Consider the following 19425-nt stretch of genomic DNA (forward strand, 5'->3'; position numbering starts at 1 on the left):
GTATAAAGCGGGATAAACAATCATGGTCAGTGTAAAAGAAAAAATAGCGTATGGCTTAGGCGACACCGCCAGTAATATTATTTTTCAAACAGTTATGATGTTTTTAATGCTGTACTACACAGACGTAGTGGGTTTATCGCCTGCTGTTGTAGGTACTATGTTTTTAGCAGTGCGTATTTTTGATGCCGTAACCGACCCGTTAATGGGTAACCTTGCTGATAAAACACATACGCGCTGGGGGCACTTTCGCCCCTACTTACTTTGGCTTGCCCTCCCTTTTGCCATTATTAGTATTTTAGCGTTCACTACGCCCGATTTAGAAGGCACCGATAAAATAATTTATGCCTTTACTACCTACACTTTACTTATGGTTGTCTACACCGCTATCAATATTCCTTATTGTGCATTGGGCGGCGTACTTACGGCTGATGTAAAAGAGCGCGTGACTATTCAGTCTTACCGGTTTGTATTTGGTATGTTAGGCGGCGTTATAGTAGCGGGTTGTACTATGCCAATGGTTGAGTATTTTGGCCAAGGCGATGCAGCAAAGGGCTATCAATACACAATGACTGCAATGAGCATTTTAGGCTTTGTACTGTTTTTACTTTGTTTTTTAGGCACAAAAGAGCGTATACAACAGCCTAAAGAGCAAAACATTCCTTTTGCCCAAAGTGTTAAAGCATTAATTAAAAACGATCAATGGCGAACACTTTGCTTAGCTGCATTCTTTTTACTTACCGGGCAAGTATTGAGGCTTACGCTTGCTGTTTACTACGTAAAATACTATTTAGGTCGAGACGATTTAATCACTTTATTTATGACGCTAGGTGTTGCAGCCAGCATGGTAGGTTGTGCTTTAGCTCAACCACTTGCAAAGCGCTTTTGTAAAATAAAGGCCTATATAAGCTTACAAGTTATTGCCGCCGCTATTTGTGGTTTTAGTTACTTTATTAGTAAAGATCAATTAGTACTCGCATTTACTGCCTTTATTTTATGGAAATTCTTTTTAGATATGGCAACCCCGTTGTTGTGGGCAAAAATGGCCGACACCATAGATTACGGGCATGAAAAAACAGGTGTACGCATTACGGGTTTGGTTTATTCAGGCGTTATATTTTTTATTAAAATGGGCGTGGCTGTAGGCGGCGCAATTGCAGGCTGGTTATTATCTTTTTACAGTTATCAGGCCGATGCAGTACAAACTCTTGATACCCAACACGGTATTTTACTGTCATTCACTGTACTACCTGCTTTTGGCTCATTATTTGTTGCCTACATAATGAAAAAATATACACTGACTAATCAGGTTGTTGAAAATATTCAATCTAAACTAACAGCTAGTTAAGATATATACTCTAAGGTATTATTTAGCCGAAGTAGTTAAGGATAAGCGAGTGAACAAATAACATGGCAACAATTTATCAAGTCTCAGAGCTTGCGGGCGTATCGTTAGCCACCGTTTCTCGCGTGATGAACAAAAATACCCGTGTAAGCGATAAAACTAAACAAAAAGTGCTTGATGCTATGGCGCAGCTTGGCTACAAGCCTAATTCAATAGCGCAATCTTTAGCCTCTAACTGTACTAACAGTGTCGGTATTTTAGTGTCTGAGTTACATGGTCCTTTCTTTGCCCAAATGATGGCAGGTATTGAGTCAGAGCTTCGTGCTGCGGGTAAACACGTTATTATTACCACCGGACACAGTGAAGAAGACAAAGAACAAGAAGGCATTGAGTTTTTAATTAGCAGACGCTGCGATGCCATTATTTTGCACGTAGAAGCCGTCTCAGACGACTACCTAATAAAACTAAGCCAAGGCTCTACACCCGTTTATTTAATGAGCCGTTACGTAGAGCAACTAAAAGACAACTGTATCAGCCTAGATAATCAATTAGGTGGTTACCTAGCTACTAAATCGATATTAAATCAAGGCCATACACAAATAGCGTATATTGCAGGCCCGCAGTTTAAAGCCGATGCATTTAATAGACTTGAAGGTCACAAACAAGCGCTTACAGAGGCTGGTGTTAAATTTGATCCTACGCTTTATTATATTGGCGACTTTAACGAAACTGGCGGTAGTAAAGGCTTAAAACATTTTATTGATGAAAAACTTACCTTTACCGCACTAGTATGCGCCAATGACGAAATGGCCTCAGGTGCCATGAAGTATGCACGAGAGCACGGTTATAACTTACCAATTGATTTATCAATTGTTGGATTTGATAACGTTATTTTTGCAAACTACCTTTACCCTACACTCACGACCATAGATAATCCGGTCGGAAAAATGGGCGAAATGGCTGCTAAATTAGTACTTAAAGACGTATATCAAAATAAAAACCTCGTTATAAATCGCTTTTTTGAACCTACTTTAATGCAGCGCGATTCATCAGCACCACTTATTAAATAAAAACTAAAGGCTAAAAACGAGTACTGATTTTGGTACAAAAAAAGCGGCTAAATGCCGCTTTTTATATATGAGCTACTTAACAATCCAAGGCGTTACTTTAATAACGTTCGATATATCGCCAAGCACTGCGCTATCATCTTCCCAGCTATCTTCAACTGCAAAATAACACACTGACTTTTCACACGTTATATTTTCATCATCAAATTGCATTGGGCTTTTAAATGTAACTGCTACGCCCTTTTGCTCTGGTAATAAAAACCACATTAATTTACTTACAAAAAAGCCCGACAAATCAGTTAATAGTTCATCAAGTTCTTCGTTAATGGTATATAACGACTGCTTTGAAAATGCTAAACCTTCAAGTTCGTTTGCTTCTATTTGTAACTTTAATTGGCAATCGTGCACAGGATTGAGCGGCTCTACTACAATAACCGCTTTATCGGTATCAAGCTGCTTATCGAACGGCAATAGTAATTGTGCTTTATCGGTAAAGTTAAGTGGATACTCGTTTCTTTCGGTTAAAATAGTACCGCTTTTAATCGCACATGTTTCATTAGTACCAATATCACTAATGTAAAAGTTAACTCGCGCATATTGAAAATCGCCTTTGTTAACAACTTTTAAGCGGTCGTAAAAACCGTCATACGACATCACAAATTCTCTCGCATTTACATTAAATGCACTGATGCTCAGCAGCACTAACACAATAGCGTTGGTACAATTAAAAATGTATTTATTCATCAAAGTAGGCTCTATTTTGGCTAATCATCGTGTTTAACTCTTCTATATACGCTTCACCGCGCTCAGAGTAAGACATTAAACCATGTGTAAGTTCAGTCGCTAAAATTGGTTTTTGCTCAAGACGTAAGTTTTCACGTATTGTGCGCAAATCTTTATAAGCAGGATGCGTATTTATGTTTTTAAAGTAAGAGTTTATAGCAGCTCTTACCGATTTAAACGCAGCAACTTCGTGCGCAGCCCCGGTATTACGGCGTTTTGGCACCATGCCACAACCTTTTGTGTAACACCACTGACCAAAAAAGTTAAGGCCAATACGTGCAAAACGCGAAGTGCCCCATGCAGATTCGTTTGCAGCTTGCATAAGCGCTAATTCTTTAGGAATTATATCAACACGGCGCAATGCAAGACTAAGCGTTAAAGTATCAAGCGTTGTTGGTAAATCGTACGACTCTAAAATTTTGATAATATCTTTGCTTTGCTTAGATTGCAGTGGCTCGTTATCCTCAAGCATTAATCGTGCAATTTGAAGCTTAGCGCGTTGCTGTAATATTTTTTTATTTTCGGCTTCAACGTGCGGACGAATAAAGCTAAAAAATGCATGTTTTTTTTCTTTAACATCACTAAATTCTGAAAACTTTGGCAGTTTTACATTATGTAATGGTTTTTCTTTTTTCTTCACTTTTTTTGGTTGTTCTGACGTTTGTTCATCTAGTTCAACATCGTCACTTTGTATAAACGGGTATGCAAGCGCCCAAACAAAAAATACAGTTAGTAAAAGCTTAAAAATCGTTTTTAACATCTATTCTCTCTATTAAACTTAGTTATGCATGGTTTATACACAAGCATACGAAGGCGCATTATACCTAAGCCACTTTATAAACGCGAATAACTGGGGTTTGGTGACCTTTTACGGTTGAATTTTCAGCAGTGTACTTGAATTTTAGATAAAACGGAGCCTATGTAGTGCATTTGTTCATTCGCAATTTATAAGTCCATGGGTATACTGGGCAAAGTTTAATAATATTAACTATGTGTGAGTAAGCAGTATGGATAAACAATGGCAAAGCCGAATAATAGAGCAATATAAACATCGTCCTAACGATAACCGCTCGCCGTGGCAGGTCGACCGTTCGCGTATTATTCATGCAGCTGCATTTAGGCGTTTGCAAGCTAAAACCCAAATTATGGGCATTGGCCTTAACGACTTTTACCGCACTCGCCTTACCCACTCTTTAGAAGTATCGCAAATTGGTACTGGTATATTGCGCCATTTAAAAGCGCAACATGGCGACTTTACGCACTTTCCATCAACCGGACTGCTCGAAACACTGTGTTTAGCGCACGATATTGGCCATCCGCCTTTTGGTCATGGTGGTGAAATAGCGCTAAATTACATGATGCGCGATCACGGTGGTTTTGAAGGTAACGCACAAACACTGCGCATAGTTGCAAAACTTGAGCCCTACAGTAATGGCCACGGCATGAACCTCACTCGTCGTACTTTATTAGGCTTTATAAAATACCCCGCGTTTATTAATACGCTCTGGCATACCATTCCTGACGATACAACCGGTCGTGCATTTATAAAAGCGGATGATTGGAGACCTGCCAAAGGGTTATACAACGACGATGCTGCCATATTTAATTGGATAGTAGAACCACTGAGTCAAAACGATAAAACATTGCTAGGTAGCCATGCCGCTATTGATAAGTACCGCGCTAAAACAACGTATAAATCACTCGACAGCGCCATAATGGAACACGCCGACGATATAGCGTACGCGGTACACGACTTAGAAGATGCCATTGCAACCCGTGTACTTACGTTAGACGATTGGCAAACTCATGCTCTACCTCATTTAAAAGCACTAAATTTTGACTGGTTAAACACCATGCTTGAATCGCTGACCCAGCGTTTGTTTTCAAAAAATGATTATGAGCGAAAAGATGCCATAGGTGAGCTGGTTAATACCTTTATTATTCATATACATTTAGATGTTCAAAACGATGACTTTGAATGCCCTATTTTAAAGTACACCGCTAAATTAGATGCCCAATACGACAGTGTATTACAAATACTTAAGCATTTTGTGTTTCAACGTTTAATACGCGACCCCGAAATGCAGCAAATAGAGTTCAAAGGTCAAAACTTACTAATAGAGTTATTTACCGCGTTTGCTAGCGATCCGCTGCGTTTATTACCCGAAACAACACAAGCACAATACATAGATGCACAAAAGCAAAACCAAGGTATGCGTATAATTTGCGATTACTTAAGCGGAATGACCGACGAGTACGCTTATAAAACGTATCAACGATTGTTTTCACCTATGCAGTAGCAATACCAATAGACGTAAGTAATATAAAACTGAGCATTATTAAAAAGGCCGAGTAAATTAAATTTACTCGGCCTTTTTGCTCAGCTATTAAAGTTAGCTATTTAGTTAAATCGCTTTTATAACGACTCTACGCCCATGTTGTATAGCGTAAAACCAAATATATCAGCGTACTGCTCAATTGTTTTACTTGTTGGAGTACCTGCGCCATGCCCTGCATTGGTTTCTATGCGAATAAGCGTTGGATTATTACCCGTTTGCTTTGCTTGAAGCTCAGCTGCAAACTTAAACGAATGCGAAGGGACAACGCGGTCATCATGATCGCCAGTTGTAATCATAGTCGCTGGATACTCAACACCTGCTTTTACATTATGAAGTGGTGAATAACCTTTAATGTATTCAAACATTTCTTTGCTCTGCTCACTGGTACCGTAGTCGTATGCCCAACCCGCACCTGCGGTAAAGGTATGGTAGCGCAACATATCAAGTACACCTACAGCAGGTAGAGCCACCTGAAATAAGTCTGGGCGCTGCGTCATCACTGCGCCAACTAACAAACCACCATTAGATCCACCGCGAAGTGCTAAGCGCTTTTTAGATGTGTACTTTTTATCTTTTAAGTACTCAGCTGCGGCAATAAAGTCGTCAAACACATTTTGCTTTTGCAATTTTGTGCCGGCATTGTGCCAGTTTTTACCGTACTCACCACCACCGCGAATATTAGCAACGGCGTATACACCACCTTGCTCAAGCCATACTGCATTAACAGGGCTAAAGCTTGGCGTTAAACTAATATTAAAACCACCGTAACCGTATAAAATAGTAGGGTTTGAACCATCAAGCTTAATGCCTGTTTTATAGGTAATTACCATCGGTATTTTAGTGCCGTCTTTTGATGTGTAAAACACTTGCTCAGACGTGTAATCATCGCTATTAAAATCAATAGCCGACTTACGATAAACACCCGATTCACCTGTAGCTACATCAAACGTATAAGTAGTACCTGGTGTTTTGTAGTTAGTGAACGAATAATAAAGCGTTGTTTGATCTTTTTTACCGCCAAAACCACGTGCAGTACCCACGCCTGGTAATGTAATTTCGCGAATTAGCTCGCCTTTTTTGTTGTACTGTTTTACCTGCGAAATAGCATCAACCATGTAGTTAGCAAAAAAGGTATCGCCACCTTTTGTAAGGTTTAATACGTTTTTGGTTTCTGGAATTAAATCAACCCAATTTTCAGGGCTTGGATTACTTGCATCAACCGTCACTACTTTTTTGTTTGGTGCATTGAGGTTAGTAACTAAAAACAGCTTGCTGCCTTCGTTATCAATAACTGATGTATCTGAATCAGTATTTCCAACAACCGTTACAAACTCACTGTTTTCTTTTGTTAAGTCTTTTATAAACAGTTTATTGCCTGAGGTAGACGTACTTGCCGAAATAAGTAGGTAGCGGCCGTCATGGGTTACATCAGCGCCTACATAGCGATGTTTTTGCTCATCAGTTTCACCAAATACAACTTGGTCAGCAGACTGTGCAGTACCTAGCTTATGGTAATACGCTTTATGCTGATCTGTTTTAGCCGAAAGCTCACTGCCTTTAGGTTTTTCGTAACTTGAATAATAAAAACCTTCGTTGCCTAACCAATCAATGCCACTAAATTTAACGTCAACAAGCGCTTCTTCAACTTGCTCTTTAGTATGTGCATCAATAACTATAATTTTGCGCCAATCGCTGCCGCCTTCAGATATTTGATACGCGAGTAATGACCCATCTTTTGAAAACGATAAACCCGACATAGACGTCGTACCATCGTCACTAAACTTGTTTGGATCTAAAAATACTTCAACGTCGCCGCCATCTTTACTGCGGTACAAAACATATTGATTTTGCAGGCCATCGTTTTTATAAAAATAGGTGTAATCGCCTTCAGTAAAAGGAGCGCCTATTTTTTCGTAGTTCATTAGTTTTTCAAGGCGCTGCTTTAACTTATCGCGATAAGGGATTTGTTCTAAATAAGAAAATGTTAAATTGTTTTGCGTTTTAACCCAATCGGCAGTCTCGTCGCTCATATCATCTTCAAGCCAACGATATGGGTCGCTAACGGCTTCTTCAAAGTAGGTATCTACGATATCGCCTTTTTTTGTTTCTGGGTATATAACTGCGTTAACTTGCTTCATAGGTGCTTTTACTTCTTCTTGAGTTACCGTATTAGTTGGCTCTGAACAGCCGCTAAGCGCTACAATTACAGCACACGCTAGAGTATGTTTAAACATCCTGAGTTCCATTCTTATTTATTAATAGTGCGCCTAAGTTATTAACTTTTAGCCCTTTTGTCTATTTAGATGCGTTAAGCGTCATTTATCGCTGTAAACAAATGTAAACTTACGCTTTAATAGCACAACCCTCATTAAAATAAAAAACAATAAAAGAGCACACTATGCAAAGTAAAAACCCCACGTTTAAAAGCTTTAAAGCCTTCTACCCTTATTATTTAAAAGAACACCGCAACGTGATTTGCCGCCGCTTACATTTTATAGGAAGCACCCTCGTTCTTGCTGTAATCGCAATAGCATTATTAAAACAACACTACAGTTTATTATGGCTATTACCTGTTATTGGATATGGATTTGCGTGGGTTGGGCATTTCTTTTTTGAAAAAAACCGCCCAGCTACTTTTAAACACCCTTTTTACAGTTTGTGGGGAGATTGGGTAATGTTTAAAGATATGCTTGTTGGAAAAATTAAATTTTAACACTATTTTTAGCACTCTTTTTTATACCAATTACTTATAAAAACAAAATTGCTTCATGCTTTAAAGTATAGGTTCTAATAAGTAGTACATAATTTATAGTACACCCATTAAATGTTAATTTAGTTAACATCTAATGGGTTTATTTGTATTTTAAATTTTAAAAAACATTTATAGCTCAACAGCTATTTATTGCCAGCCCAATAAAAATGGTTCCCTACTCTAAATTAATTCAACCCATCAACCTCATCTTACCAGTTAATTAAACGTTAAATTTAACTTTTAAATATAATTCATTATCCATCAATTACTTAGCAATTACCTTCGCTATATAACTAAAACAATGATCATTATAAAAAACAACCAAATGTAATTATAAAAACCCTTAAATTAATTGAATGTTATTCAATTGACTGACTTTGTTAATTAAGTATATGTTCAAGGTAACAAAAAAGTTTATACCAATCCGCTTAATTAAGTGATCTATTTTGAGGATGGAAAAACGTGTTGATAGCTAGGCAAAAAATTCGCTATTTAGTTGTTCTCGGCAATTGCTCCTGCATTGCTCTACCTTCTGCATCCATGCAGTCGTAAATGAGAATTTTTTAACGCAGGTAACGGCACGTTTAGCTCCTAAAAATGATTAAGTATTATTGCGGGTTGGTATTAATCTTTTTGTACAAAACTAAAATAATTCAATGGGTATGGGGAAATACAGCATGAATAGAAAACCGTTATTTAAATTACAGCAATCGGTACCACAAATATTACTCGCAATGAGCGCGTCTGCTGCACTACTTGGTTCGCTCTGCGTAAATGCTGCAGAGCAAGACACTAAAGCAGAAGAAAACATCGAACAAATAAGCGTAATTGGCTCTCGCCGATTAGGCCGTACAGTAGAAGACAGCGCAGTACCCATCGATATAATTGGTGCAGATGCACTTAAAAACTCAGGCTTTACTGAAACGAATGCCCTGCTTAGCAGTTTATTACCCAGCTTTAACTTCCCACAAGCATCACTTACTGATGGCAGCGACCATGTACGCCCCGCTCAGCTTCGTGGCTTAGCACCCGATCACACCTTAGTGCTTGTTAATGGTAAACGCCGCCACAGCAACGCATTACTTAACTTAAATGGCTCAACGGGTCGTGGTTCATCATCGGTTGACTTAAATGCGATACCTGCAAATGCTATTGCCCGTATTGAAGTATTACGCGATGGTGCAGCAGCGCAATATGGCTCTGATGCTATAGCTGGTGTTATTAATATTGTACTTAAAAGTGCCAGCAGCGGTGGTTCAGTTGCGGCTATATATGGTGCTAACGTAACCGAAATGGACGGTGTACCACAGCTAAAATCAGTTTCTGAAGGCAGTGATGGTAATTTAGCCTTTACCGAAGGGGGCGATCGCTCTTTAACCGATGGTCAAACATTAACGCTGCAAGGTAATATGGGTTTTGAGCTTGGCGATAATGGCTTTTTAAACATCTCAACAGAATACCGCGACCGTCATTCAACTAACCGCTCAGACTACGATAACCGTGAAAACTACGCACGCATAGATGACAGTTCAGTAGATGGCGCGCTTGACCCACGTGAACTGACTGTAAATCGTTACAACCATAACTTTGGTAATGGCGATGTTGAAGATTTTTCAATGTTTTATAACGCAGGTTACCAGTTAACAAACGAAGTCGACTTATATTCGTTTGGCTCTTACAGCAAACGTGAAGGCGAAGGCGGCGGGTTTTATCGCCGTGCAAGCGATAGCCGTAATATAGAAGAAGTATACCCTGATGGCTTTTTACCTGTTATTACCTCAGACATAGATGACTTTTCACTGGCACTTGGCGCTAAAGGTTTTGTAAGTGAATGGAATTACGATGTATCGGCCGTATATGGTCAAGATGCATTTGAGTTTGGTGTTATAAATAGCTTAAATACCTCATACGGCCCGACTAGCCAAACAAGCTTTGATGCAGGAACACTTACCTACGATCAACTTACTTTAAACGTTGATTTTAGCCGCGAAGTAGACGTCAGCTTTTTAGAAAGCTCTGTAAACGTAGCTGTAGGTGCTGAGTATCGCCGCGAAGGATACCAAATAGATGCAGGCGAAGAAGCATCATATGCACAAGGCACATTTGGCCCAGGAGGCGCAGTAACCGACCCAGTTGATGGCCCATTTGGCGCAGCGGGGGCACAAGTATTCCCGGGGTTTACACCCGAATCAGAGGGCGATAACAGCCGCCACAACGTGAGCTTATATATAGACCTTGAAACCTACCTAACCGACGATTGGAATTTAGCGGTTGCCGCCCGTTATGAAGATTACTCAGACTTTGGCGATACACTTAACGGTAAAATTGCGACTCGTTATTCATTAACTGAAGACTTAGCACTACGCGCCTCAGTATCTACTGGTTTTAGAGCACCTTCTTTGCAGCAGCAATACTTTACCTCAGTGGCCACTGTATTTGTTGATGGCGAACCAACCGAAACAGGTACGTTCGCACCAAGCAGCGATGTAGCAAAAGCACTGGGCTCACCAGGTCTTGATGCTGAGGAAGCAACAAACTACGGCGTTGGTTTTACATGGTCTACCGACTTTAATTTCAGCTTGTCGGTTGATTACTACCAAATATTAATTGATGACCGCATTGTGCTATCAAACAACTTATCGGGCGATGCTATTGAGCAACTTCTTGAAGGTACAGGCGCTAACCAAGGTCGTTTCTTCTTAAATGCAATTGACAGCAAAACCCGTGGTGTTGATGTGGTTGCCTCATATAATGTAGCAACTGATGGTTACGGCGATTTAGCCTTTAACCTAGGTTATAACTACGGCAAAAATGAAGTAACAAATATTATCGACCCACCAGCAGAGCTACAAGGTGCAGGGTTTGATCAAGACAACTTGTTCTCAGGCACTGAGCTACGTCGTTTTGAAGTAAGCACACCGCGTAATAAGTACAACTTAAGCGCAACATGGACTAACGACGACATACGTACCACTCTTAGAACAACGCGTTACGGCGAAACTCAAGACCCTTCAGATAACCCAGAACGTAACGAAGTGCTTAAGCCTAAATGGATAACCGACTTAGATGTAGCCTACTCGCTTAGTGAAAACGTATCGCTGAGCTTAGGTGCTAATAACATTTTTGATGTTTACCCAGATGCAACCCGTGAAAATGTTGACGATGTAACCACATTCTCACGTTTATTTGCTTACTCTAGCTTCTCGCCGTATGGATTTAACGGACGCTACGTGTACGGTAAAATAGAAATGAAGTTCTAATAAGCACAGCTTAAAGTAACCAAACACACAAAAGCCACCGATTAGGTGGCTTTTTAATGCGAGTTGCTATTAAATCTATAATTAGATTTTAGTTAACCAGCCGTGCTTGTCTTCACTTTTACCCCATTGAATATCGTTCAATGCTTGGCGAAGGCGCGCAGTAGTTGGGCCTGGCTCGCCAGTACCTACTTTGTATTCTTTATCGTTATGAATAAATGTACCCACAGCAGTTAGTACAGCTGCAGTGCCCGAAAGCGCCGCTTCAGTACCTGGTTTAGCAGCACGCTCTAGTAGCTCAGTAACGCTAAAGTTACGCTCGCTTACCGTCATACCTAAATCTTTTGCAATGGTTAAAATACTATTACGCGTTACACCGTGTAAAAACGTGCTATCAAGCGCTTTAGTAATAATTTCGTTGCCATCAATAAGTATAAAGTTAGCAGCACCGGTTTCTTGTACGTCGCCACCTGGGCAAAATAAAATTTGATCTGCTTGATACTTAGTTCGTGCAGCACTAATAGGTGCTAGAGCACTGGCGTAGTTACCACCACTTTTTACCATACCCATGTGCGGAGCGCAGCGCATACCATCTTCTTCAAGCAATACACGCAGTGCAGTTGCACCACCGGCAAAGTAATCACCTACTGGCGATAGTAACGTGTATAAAAGTGAGCTCATTGATGGCGCAGCCGCTTTACCAATTGCAGCCTCAGTACCAATGTGCGTTGGGCGAATATACATAGAGCCCGGTGGTAATGGCGTTTCATCTGCGTATTCGCGCATAATATCGATAATCATCGTTTTTAGCATATCATTGTCAAAACTCGGTAAGCTTAATAGCGCTGAGCTTTGTTGCATGCGTGCAATGTTTGCATCCATTCTAAAAAGATAAACAGAACCATCTTCATGGCGAAAGGCTTTTAAGCCTTCAAAACATGTACTTGAATAATGAAGAACGTGCGCACCAGCATGAAGTTCAAGTTTATCGGAAGGGACAATTGAGCTTTCGCTCCATTTATTATCAGAAAAACGAGCTTGAATCATCTGCGGCATAAACACGGTACCAAATGCGGCCATTTTAATCTCTCTTGTGTGGTCTATTTCCCTCCATTGTATGACAATCACCCGCCATTTAACCATAGCTAAAGTAAGGCTTTTTTAATTAACTATGAGAATTTTTTGCAAGTGCTGTTTACTAATCAACCGTATTGAGTGCAATAAACAAAAAAATCGGTCAGTGTAGTTACACAGACCGATTTTTTCATTCGTTAATTAAAACATGTTTATTTAAACGAATATTTAATAATACGTTTTAACACCGACGTATACTGTCTAAAAAAACCACCTGTATGATAATCAATACCGTGTTTTTTCAAAACAGCTTGTACTTGAGGTGCAACTTCTTGATAGCGCGAAGACGGCATATCAGGAAATAAATGATGCTCTATTTGGCAGCTCAAATGCCCTGTTAAAACATGAAACCAATGCGGTCCTTTAATATTAGACGAGCCCAGTACTTGGCGGTAATACCACTGTCCTTGGGTTTCGTTTACGCAGTCTTCTTGTTTAAAAGTTTGCGTTTCTTCAGTAAAGTGACCACAAAATATTATGGTCGATGTCCATAAATTACGGATTAAATTTGCTACTAAATTACCGGCCAACACCCATAAAAATAAAGGCCCTGCAAGTAACGGAAATATCGCATAATCTTTAATTAACTGGCGAGCGCCTTTACTAAAAAAGCGCTGCTTTAATGTAGAGTGTGAAACAAGCCCTTCGCGGTTTTCTTTCTTTTTACCAATAAAAACACGCTCTGCAGCCAACTCGTGATACGACACACCCCACTGAAATAGCACACTTAAATTAATGTATGTAATAAACTGCCATACATTTTTTAAACGCCAATTAAAATCATCGCTCAGGCGTAATAATCCATAGCCAAAATCACGGTCTTTACCAATAATATTAGTATAAGTATGGTGCTCAAAATTATGAATACGGTGCCAACTTTGCCCGTCGCACGCTATGTCCCACTCATAATGTTGTGAGTTAAGTTGCTTGTCGTTCATCCAATCGTATTGACCATGCATTACATTGTGGCCAATTTCCATATTGTCTAAAATTTTAGCAAGTGCTAATAACAACACGCCTGCAACCCACAATAATGGCTGAATAAAACCAAGCATTAGCAAAATTCGCCCGCTCCATTCACACACTCGCTGTTTGCGCACAACAGAGCGAATATAGTCAGCATCTTGTTGGCCTACTTTGCCAAGGGTCTCCATTTTAATGGCATCTAGCTCGCTTGCGAGCATGTCATAGTTAATGTTTTTCATAATTGTAACTCCAAATCACTAACAGGTTGGCTTACGCAAAGTTGTATTAACTGCTCGCCGTTGTCACTCAATTCACCTGTTTTTAAATTACGTACCACGCCTGACTTTTTAATACATTGGCATTGATGGCAAATACCAATACCGCAACCGCGTTTAACGGGGAGCTTTTTTTCTTCAAACTGAGGTAGTAAAACATCGTTGCCCGACACAACATGGGCACTGGCGTTAATCTTTACATTAAATTGGCTGTCGTCGTTTAAGCTAGGCAGCGCTAAACCAAAGGCTTCTTGGTAGTAATTTAGCTTATTCGTTTTAGCAAAATCGCTCACCGTCTGCATAAATGCTGCAGGGCCACAGCAGTAAATGTCTGGATTTTCCCACGGCTTAATATTGCTGGTTATATCGCTTGATTGCTCACGCGTTAATAATAAAAACGAAAAATGCTCAAATTGCGCTGCCAACTCACTTAGCTCATCAACACATTGATGCTCAGTGGCTTTTGCGTAATACACCAACGATACTTTTTGCGTTGTTTGGCTTAGGTAATCATCAAGCATAGCTAGCATAGGTGTTATACCCGAGCCGCCTGCAATAAAAGTGGCTGGTGTATGTGTGTTTTTAAATACAAAGTCGCCGCTTGGCGCAGAAATATTGCACCACAAACCCGCTTTTAATGCGCTGCTGAGTAAGCCAGTAAAGCGCCCTTGCACATTTGTTTTGATTAGTAAGCGCACCAAACCAGTATTTTTAAATTGCTGAGCGCTTGAAGCCACGGTAAAAACGCGTGTTAATAATCGCCCATTAATTTCAAGCGTTAAACTTATATGCTGCCCTGATGTATGCGCCTGCCAATGTTTGCTTGGCTTAAGTTGCACACTTAAAAAGCCGCCATCAAGCACAGCTATACTAACTACTTGCGCTCTAAACTGCCCTGCACGCCATGCAGGTTTAAATACCTGCATTATTGGCTCTATGTAGCCTGCAAAACTTTGATGGTGTAAAAACCATTTTGAAAATTGGTTTAATACTTTAATTATCATCACTATTAATCTCTTGGGTCGTAAAATACTTAACGTTTGAACTTACACGTGTACGCTCAAACTTCAGCGCACAAGTGTACGCTGAAATTTTTAGTTTTCAACCCCAATAGAGTAATTATTCAATTTTTTATTAGCGCTAATTACTAAACAATTTTCTGTTAAAAGGTCATCGTATAAAAATATAAGTGTGTGTTTTTCATTCAACTCAACGCTTAACAAATTTATTTATGCCATGTTAAGGTTATGTAAGATTGGATTAATTTTGGAAGCCATAATGATAAATTTAATGTCACATAACACACTCCCTAAACTAATAAGTGCAGGCTTAGCCGTTGCTATATTTGCTACTAACGCACCCGCGCATGCAAAAAGCGATTACGTAAAAAACTATAAGCAGCTCGATACTTTACCGCTTAACGTTAACGCAGTAACAGCAGCAGATGGTGTGGTTATACCTTGGGCTATTGAGCCTTTAGCTAATGGTGATTTACTAATATCTGAGCGCAGTGGAACATTATTCTTATTACCTAAAAATACAACTAAATTAACTAAGGTCTCTGGGCTTCCCGACATTGATGCTAATGGCCAAGGTGGATTGCTTGATTTATCACTACACACCGATAGTAAGCAAAACCAATGGCTGTACTTTAGTTACTCAAGTAGTGAGGGCAAAGGAAGCGGAAGTAACACCGCCTTAATGCGCGCCAAGCTAAGTAGCGATCATACGCAGCTATCTGATCAGCAATTGCTATACAAAGGCGAGCATAATACTACCAAAGGCCAGCACTACGGCAGCCGTATTGTGTTTGATGATGAAGGTTATGTTTATTTTTCAATTGGCGATCGCGGCTCGCGCGACATAAACCCGCAAGATCTCACTCGCGATGGCGGTAAAATTTATCGCTTACACGAAGATGGTAGTATCCCAAGCGACAATCCGTTTGTTAAACAAAAAGATGCAAAACATGCTGTATGGTCTTATGGGCATCGTAATCCACAAGGCATGTGGTTTGATAATCAAAATAATATTTTATGGTCTCACGAGCACGGACCGCGCGGCGGCGATGAGCTTAATATTATAAAAAAAGGCGCTAACTACGGGTGGCCTTTAGTAAGCTATGGCGTTAACTACAGCGGTACCAAGTTTACAGACCTTGAAGAAAAAGACGGCATGCAATCGCCCGTATTACATTGGACCCCTTCAATTGCCCCTTCCGATATGTTGTATGTAACGAGTGATAAATACCCAAAGCTTAAAGGTAAGCTATTACTAGCATCAATGAAATTTGCATTCATTAGCGCTCTGGAACTATCAAAAGGTAAGGTTGTTAAGCAATATAAAATACTCGATGGAATTGGCAGAGTACGCAGCTTAGCCCAAGGCAGTGATGGTTTTATTTATTTAGGTATTGATGGCCAAGGTATTAAACGCCTAGAGCCAGAAAAATAAACACTAGCACTAGCACGCAAAATTACACTGCGTTTACTCTGCGCTTTAAAAGCGCAAAGTAAACATTTTCACCAAACAAAGAACTATTAAGCCCATTAATGCGTACACTAACTACATATAATTTAATAAATTAAGAGAATACTAATGTTTTCATTTTTAAAGCCTGACCCAATAAAAAAACTGCGTAAAGAATACGACGTAAAGCTAGAGCAAGGCATGCAGGCACAAAGAAAAGGTGACATTAAAAGCTTCGCCATGTTAAGTGCAGAAGCAGAAAAAATCTGGAGTGAAATAGAAATTCTAGAGGCTAAAAAAGCCAAATAATACCAATCGTGTTAAGTTATTAGACATTTATAGCGACGGGTAAATAAAGTGATAACAAGGCATAAATTTCGACATGTAGTTGTTCTACATGAGAAATTTATAACGCCGTTAACGCTTTATTTAGCACGCTAGAAAGGCTAAATATTTAAGTCGATTGGTATAAACATCGTGTCTGCCCTGTTTTAAAAGTAGGAAGACGCGTTTAGTAAATATTCACGACCTCGCTTTACAGCTTCCACCATCCCTAAACCCCCTTTTATAATATGCTTACACAAACAAGTGTACTTAAGGCCGTTACTTACGTTATCGCCACCGTTTTTTAGTGAATATTAAATGATTTAAAATCGGGTTTGGTTTTCATTTTAAATATTTAATTGCTGCATTTACATACAGCGCTGGTGTTTTTCCTCCTAAGTAAAAAATGAGGACGTTTTCCTCTTTTCTGCATATTATTAAAAGAACAGCCCGACTTAAAGTTTAATACTCGCAATGTGTTACAGGATTTGCTATTAATATTAAAAAATAATTAAGAGGACATACATTGCTCATAAAGAGAGGAAAGTATCCTCTGATAAAACTATTATGTAGCAAGTCAGCTCACTCAAATTTCTCGTGTATTTTTAAAGGGTATTAAATGAACATTAGTCAGAAAAACAAAGATAATTTTTTTAATTTAGTTGATTCCTTAAAAAAGTGCAGAAGAGCTGATTTATCGGATGTTAGTAAAAGCAAAGATGTTATCGAAAAGCTTTATGTTGATCCTTTAGATAATGATCTTATATTAAAGTCGATTTCAAAACTAAATACGACAATCCTAACAGGGCGACGCGGCACTGGAAAATCGACAATCATTGCTAGGCTTCAACACGATATAAGAAAGAGTAAGGATCGCCTTTCACTATATATAGATGTTAAAAGCATTTTTGAACAGTCTAAAGCGTTTTCTTATAGTGCAGAAAACTATGCTGATCATTTCTCTGCTCAGGACTTGAATAAATACCTGATATATAAATCGTTTCTTAAAGAAATCATCTCAGAAATTAAGCTAGAACTTAAAACTAACACTTTGAAATTTTACCTTGCTAAGATTACTGATTATTTTGGTCCGGATAAAACTGCTTTTGAAGAAGAACTAAATAGAATTTTCGATGATATCGAAAAATTTGAATATATGGATGTTGAAGTTCTAAAGCAAAAGAAAGTCTTGTCTAATGAAGAAAATAAGAATTCAGTTAATCAAAAAATTTCAGCTAATGTAAGTGTTGACTCAACTGGTCCTAAAGGAAGTTTTAATGCCGAACATGTGACTTCAAACTCTGATGCATCTAGCTTAAATGAAGAGTTTTCTGAAGTTCTTTTAAAGTGCTTCAACCCTATTTTGATAATGCGAAGTATAAGGGAGCTGTTAAAAAATATCGGTATTAATCATGTTTTTATTTGTTTAGATGACTTTTCAGAAATAGATTATGATGCAATGAAAATATTTGTAGATGTAATCATTGGACCGTTGAACAACCTTTCTGATGAATTCTTTAAATTCAAAATTGCAGCTTACCCAGGAAGAATATATCTCGGAGATATCGATCCGCAGAAAATCGAACAAATAAGGCTAGATTTTTACGAGTTATACCAAGCTAAAACTATTACAGATGTTCATGCTCAGGCAGAGGGAAGCATTAAAAAGTTGATTGAAAAACGAACCCAGTTTTTCTGTAAGCAAACTCCTGATGAATTCTTTGATACAACAAAAGCTACACTCGATGATTACTACAAAACTCTTTTTGATATTACATCTTGTGTACCACGTAATGTTGGCTGGATTTTATGGTACGCAAACCAACAGAGTATTGCTAAAGATAAAAAAATTACACTTAATGATTTGTCTATTGCTGCAGAAAAGCACTTTATTGATACTGTAAGGCCTTACTTCTCTCAAAATCAATTCATGAGAGAACCATTTGATATGAAGCTTGAAAAATATCACTTACATCAGTTACTTGAGCGATTTGTTGAATCTGCAAAAAGTAACAAACGAGATATTCTAGTTTCAGACTCTAAAGTTTTTGCAAAAGATAAAACTAAACCACCAACTAGCCATTTTTATATAAATAAAAAACTAGAAGATGTTCTAAAACCATTGGAAATGCAATTTTTCATTACTAAATACAATGAACAAAAAGATCAAGATAGCAGTGAACTAATGAGCTTCTTTTCATTGAACTTTGGGTTGTGTGTAAGTGAGGATATTAATTATGGTCGCGGTTCAGATCGTAAATATGTAATCCAAAGACGCTTTAACAATACAAAAAACTTACAAGGCTATTTATCAGATGCAAAACATATCGCTTGTAATAACCCACAGTGTAAAGCGACCCACGACTATGAAATGCTATCAATGATAGAGATGTTTGATATGTTATGTCCTAAATGTAAATCTGGGACATGTAGTGTAGAACATGCAAATGTAGATGTTGAATTAGCTGATGAGAAGATTCTATTACCTGAGTTTGATATGCAATTTATAAACTCATTAAAAGTTGATAGCCCACAGTACCCGTCTGGTCTTGCACAAGAGCTTGATTGCACATATCAAAAGGTTGGTAAAAGAGCAGCAAAGTTGAAAGATATGGGCTTTTTACAGGCAAAAGAAATGACTATAGATCGAACGTTAGGTAAGAGAAATTACTATTCACTTACGGATGAAGCCGTTACAACATATTTTGAACAGTAGA

At 38.8% G+C, this 19425-nt stretch carries 14 protein-coding genes; 8 read left to right on the top strand and 6 right to left on the bottom strand.

The features are described from left to right. The first annotated feature begins 22 nt into the window (after window positions 1-22). Together QL995_RS07925 and QL995_RS07930 are read left to right on the top strand one after the other, a co-directional pair. Window positions 23-1345, top strand: coding sequence for an MFS transporter (locus QL995_RS07925; protein ID WP_024590902.1), 1323 nt, complete (start codon window positions 23-25; stop codon window positions 1343-1345). A 62-nt stretch (window positions 1346-1407) separates the two neighbouring features. Further along, a complete protein-coding gene (locus QL995_RS07930; protein WP_290293922.1) occupies window positions 1408-2412 on the top strand; it encodes a LacI family DNA-binding transcriptional regulator in 1005 nt (334 codons plus the stop codon). A 72-nt stretch (window positions 2413-2484) separates the two neighbouring features. Here QL995_RS07930 and QL995_RS07935 read toward each other — a convergent pair whose 3' ends face one another. Together QL995_RS07935 and QL995_RS07940 are read right to left on the bottom strand one after the other, a co-directional pair. Continuing rightward, window positions 2485-3153 (bottom strand): DUF2987 domain-containing protein, encoded by a 669-nt coding sequence (locus QL995_RS07935; RefSeq protein ID WP_165727732.1) that lies wholly within the window; start codon window positions 3151-3153, stop codon window positions 2485-2487. Beyond that, window positions 3146-3952: a glucosaminidase domain-containing protein gene (locus tag QL995_RS07940; RefSeq protein WP_290293924.1), complete on the bottom strand. Its 807-nt coding sequence runs from the start codon at window positions 3950-3952 to the stop codon at window positions 3146-3148. The genes QL995_RS07935 and QL995_RS07940 overlap by 8 nt, the downstream gene beginning before the upstream one ends. 247 nt (window positions 3953-4199) lie before the next feature. Here QL995_RS07940 and QL995_RS07945 point away from each other — a divergent pair, with 247 nt between their 5' ends. Next, complete coding sequence (locus QL995_RS07945) at window positions 4200-5492, top strand: anti-phage deoxyguanosine triphosphatase (protein WP_290293925.1); 1293 nt, start codon at window positions 4200-4202, stop codon at window positions 5490-5492. Window positions 5493-5608: 116 nt separating this feature from the next. Here QL995_RS07945 and QL995_RS07950 read toward each other — a convergent pair whose 3' ends face one another. Beyond that, on the bottom strand, window positions 5609-7765 hold the full coding sequence (locus QL995_RS07950; RefSeq protein WP_290293927.1) for a prolyl oligopeptidase family serine peptidase: 2157 nt from the start codon (window positions 7763-7765) through the stop codon (window positions 5609-5611). Between the two features lie 164 nt (window positions 7766-7929). Here QL995_RS07950 and QL995_RS07955 point away from each other — a divergent pair, with 164 nt between their 5' ends. Both QL995_RS07955 and QL995_RS07960 read left to right on the top strand, forming a co-directional pair. Next, complete coding sequence (locus QL995_RS07955) at window positions 7930-8244, top strand: DUF962 domain-containing protein (protein ID WP_165723651.1); 315 nt, start codon at window positions 7930-7932, stop codon at window positions 8242-8244. A 716-nt stretch (window positions 8245-8960) separates the two neighbouring features. Then, the gene (locus tag QL995_RS07960) at window positions 8961-11543 is read left to right on the top strand and encodes a TonB-dependent receptor (protein ID WP_290293929.1); all 2583 of its coding nucleotides are present in this window, start codon (window positions 8961-8963) and stop codon (window positions 11541-11543) included. 81 nt (window positions 11544-11624) lie between these two features. Here the strand turns inward: QL995_RS07960 and QL995_RS07965 are convergent, their stop codons facing one another. The 3 genes from QL995_RS07965 to QL995_RS07975 form a co-directional block, all read right to left on the bottom strand. Then, window positions 11625-12683: a branched-chain amino acid aminotransferase gene (locus tag QL995_RS07965; RefSeq protein ID WP_290293931.1), complete on the bottom strand. Its 1059-nt coding sequence runs from the start codon at window positions 12681-12683 to the stop codon at window positions 11625-11627. A 143-nt stretch (window positions 12684-12826) separates the two neighbouring features. After that, window positions 12827-13879 carry an acyl-CoA desaturase gene (locus tag QL995_RS07970; protein WP_290293932.1) on the bottom strand — a complete coding sequence of 351 codons (1053 nt, stop codon included), beginning with the start codon at window positions 13877-13879 and terminating at the stop codon, window positions 12827-12829. Continuing rightward, on the bottom strand, window positions 13876-14919 hold the full coding sequence (locus tag QL995_RS07975) for an iron-sulfur cluster-binding domain-containing protein (protein WP_290294019.1): 1044 nt from the start codon (window positions 14917-14919) through the stop codon (window positions 13876-13878). Before QL995_RS07975 ends, QL995_RS07970 begins: the two co-directional genes overlap by 4 nt. A gap of 274 nt (window positions 14920-15193) precedes the next feature. Between QL995_RS07975 and QL995_RS07980 the strand changes: the two genes are divergently transcribed. The 3 genes from QL995_RS07980 to QL995_RS07990 all read left to right on the top strand — a co-directional run bounded on the left by QL995_RS07980 (window position 15194) and on the right by QL995_RS07990 (window position 19424). After that, entirely contained in the window at window positions 15194-16369 is a 1176-nt protein-coding gene (locus tag QL995_RS07980; RefSeq protein ID WP_290293933.1) for a PQQ-dependent sugar dehydrogenase, read from the top strand. A 144-nt stretch (window positions 16370-16513) separates the two neighbouring features. After that, a complete protein-coding gene (locus tag QL995_RS07985) occupies window positions 16514-16693 on the top strand; it encodes a DUF6435 family protein (RefSeq protein WP_007583346.1) in 180 nt (59 codons plus the stop codon). A 634-nt stretch (window positions 16694-17327) separates the two neighbouring features. Next, window positions 17328-19424 carry a hypothetical protein gene (locus QL995_RS07990; RefSeq protein ID WP_290293934.1) on the top strand — a complete coding sequence of 699 codons (2097 nt, stop codon included), beginning with the start codon at window positions 17328-17330 and terminating at the stop codon, window positions 19422-19424. Window position 19425 lies beyond the last annotated feature (1 nt).

The sequence above is a fragment of the Pseudoalteromonas sp. APC 3358 genome (assembly GCF_030408075.1).
In the GTDB taxonomy this organism is placed as follows: domain Bacteria; phylum Pseudomonadota; class Gammaproteobacteria; order Enterobacterales; family Alteromonadaceae; genus Pseudoalteromonas; species Pseudoalteromonas arctica.

Coding starts and splice junctions, on each gene's coding strand:
- QL995_RS07925 (WP_024590902.1), top strand. CDS start 23: ATGGTCAGTGTAAAAGAAAAAATAGCGTATGGCTTAGGCGACACCGCC.
- QL995_RS07930 (WP_290293922.1), top strand. CDS start 1,408: ATGGCAACAATTTATCAAGTCTCAGAGCTTGCGGGCGTATCGTTAGCC.
- QL995_RS07935 (WP_165727732.1), bottom strand. CDS start 3,153: ATGAATAAATACATTTTTAATTGTACCAACGCTATTGTGTTAGTGCTG.
- QL995_RS07940 (WP_290293924.1), bottom strand. CDS start 3,952: ATGTTAAAAACGATTTTTAAGCTTTTACTAACTGTATTTTTTGTTTGG.
- QL995_RS07945 (WP_290293925.1), top strand. CDS start 4,200: ATGGATAAACAATGGCAAAGCCGAATAATAGAGCAATATAAACATCGT.
- QL995_RS07950 (WP_290293927.1), bottom strand. CDS start 7,765: ATGTTTAAACATACTCTAGCGTGTGCTGTAATTGTAGCGCTTAGCGGC.
- QL995_RS07955 (WP_165723651.1), top strand. CDS start 7,930: ATGCAAAGTAAAAACCCCACGTTTAAAAGCTTTAAAGCCTTCTACCCT.
- QL995_RS07960 (WP_290293929.1), top strand. CDS start 8,961: ATGAATAGAAAACCGTTATTTAAATTACAGCAATCGGTACCACAAATA.
- QL995_RS07965 (WP_290293931.1), bottom strand. CDS start 12,683: ATGGTTAAATGGCGGGTGATTGTCATACAATGGAGGGAAATAGACCAC.
- QL995_RS07970 (WP_290293932.1), bottom strand. CDS start 13,879: ATGAAAAACATTAACTATGACATGCTCGCAAGCGAGCTAGATGCCATT.
- QL995_RS07975 (WP_290294019.1), bottom strand. CDS start 14,919: ATGATAATTAAAGTATTAAACCAATTTTCAAAATGGTTTTTACACCAT.
- QL995_RS07980 (WP_290293933.1), top strand. CDS start 15,194: ATGATAAATTTAATGTCACATAACACACTCCCTAAACTAATAAGTGCA.
- QL995_RS07985 (WP_007583346.1), top strand. CDS start 16,514: ATGTTTTCATTTTTAAAGCCTGACCCAATAAAAAAACTGCGTAAAGAA.
- QL995_RS07990 (WP_290293934.1), top strand. CDS start 17,328: ATGAACATTAGTCAGAAAAACAAAGATAATTTTTTTAATTTAGTTGAT.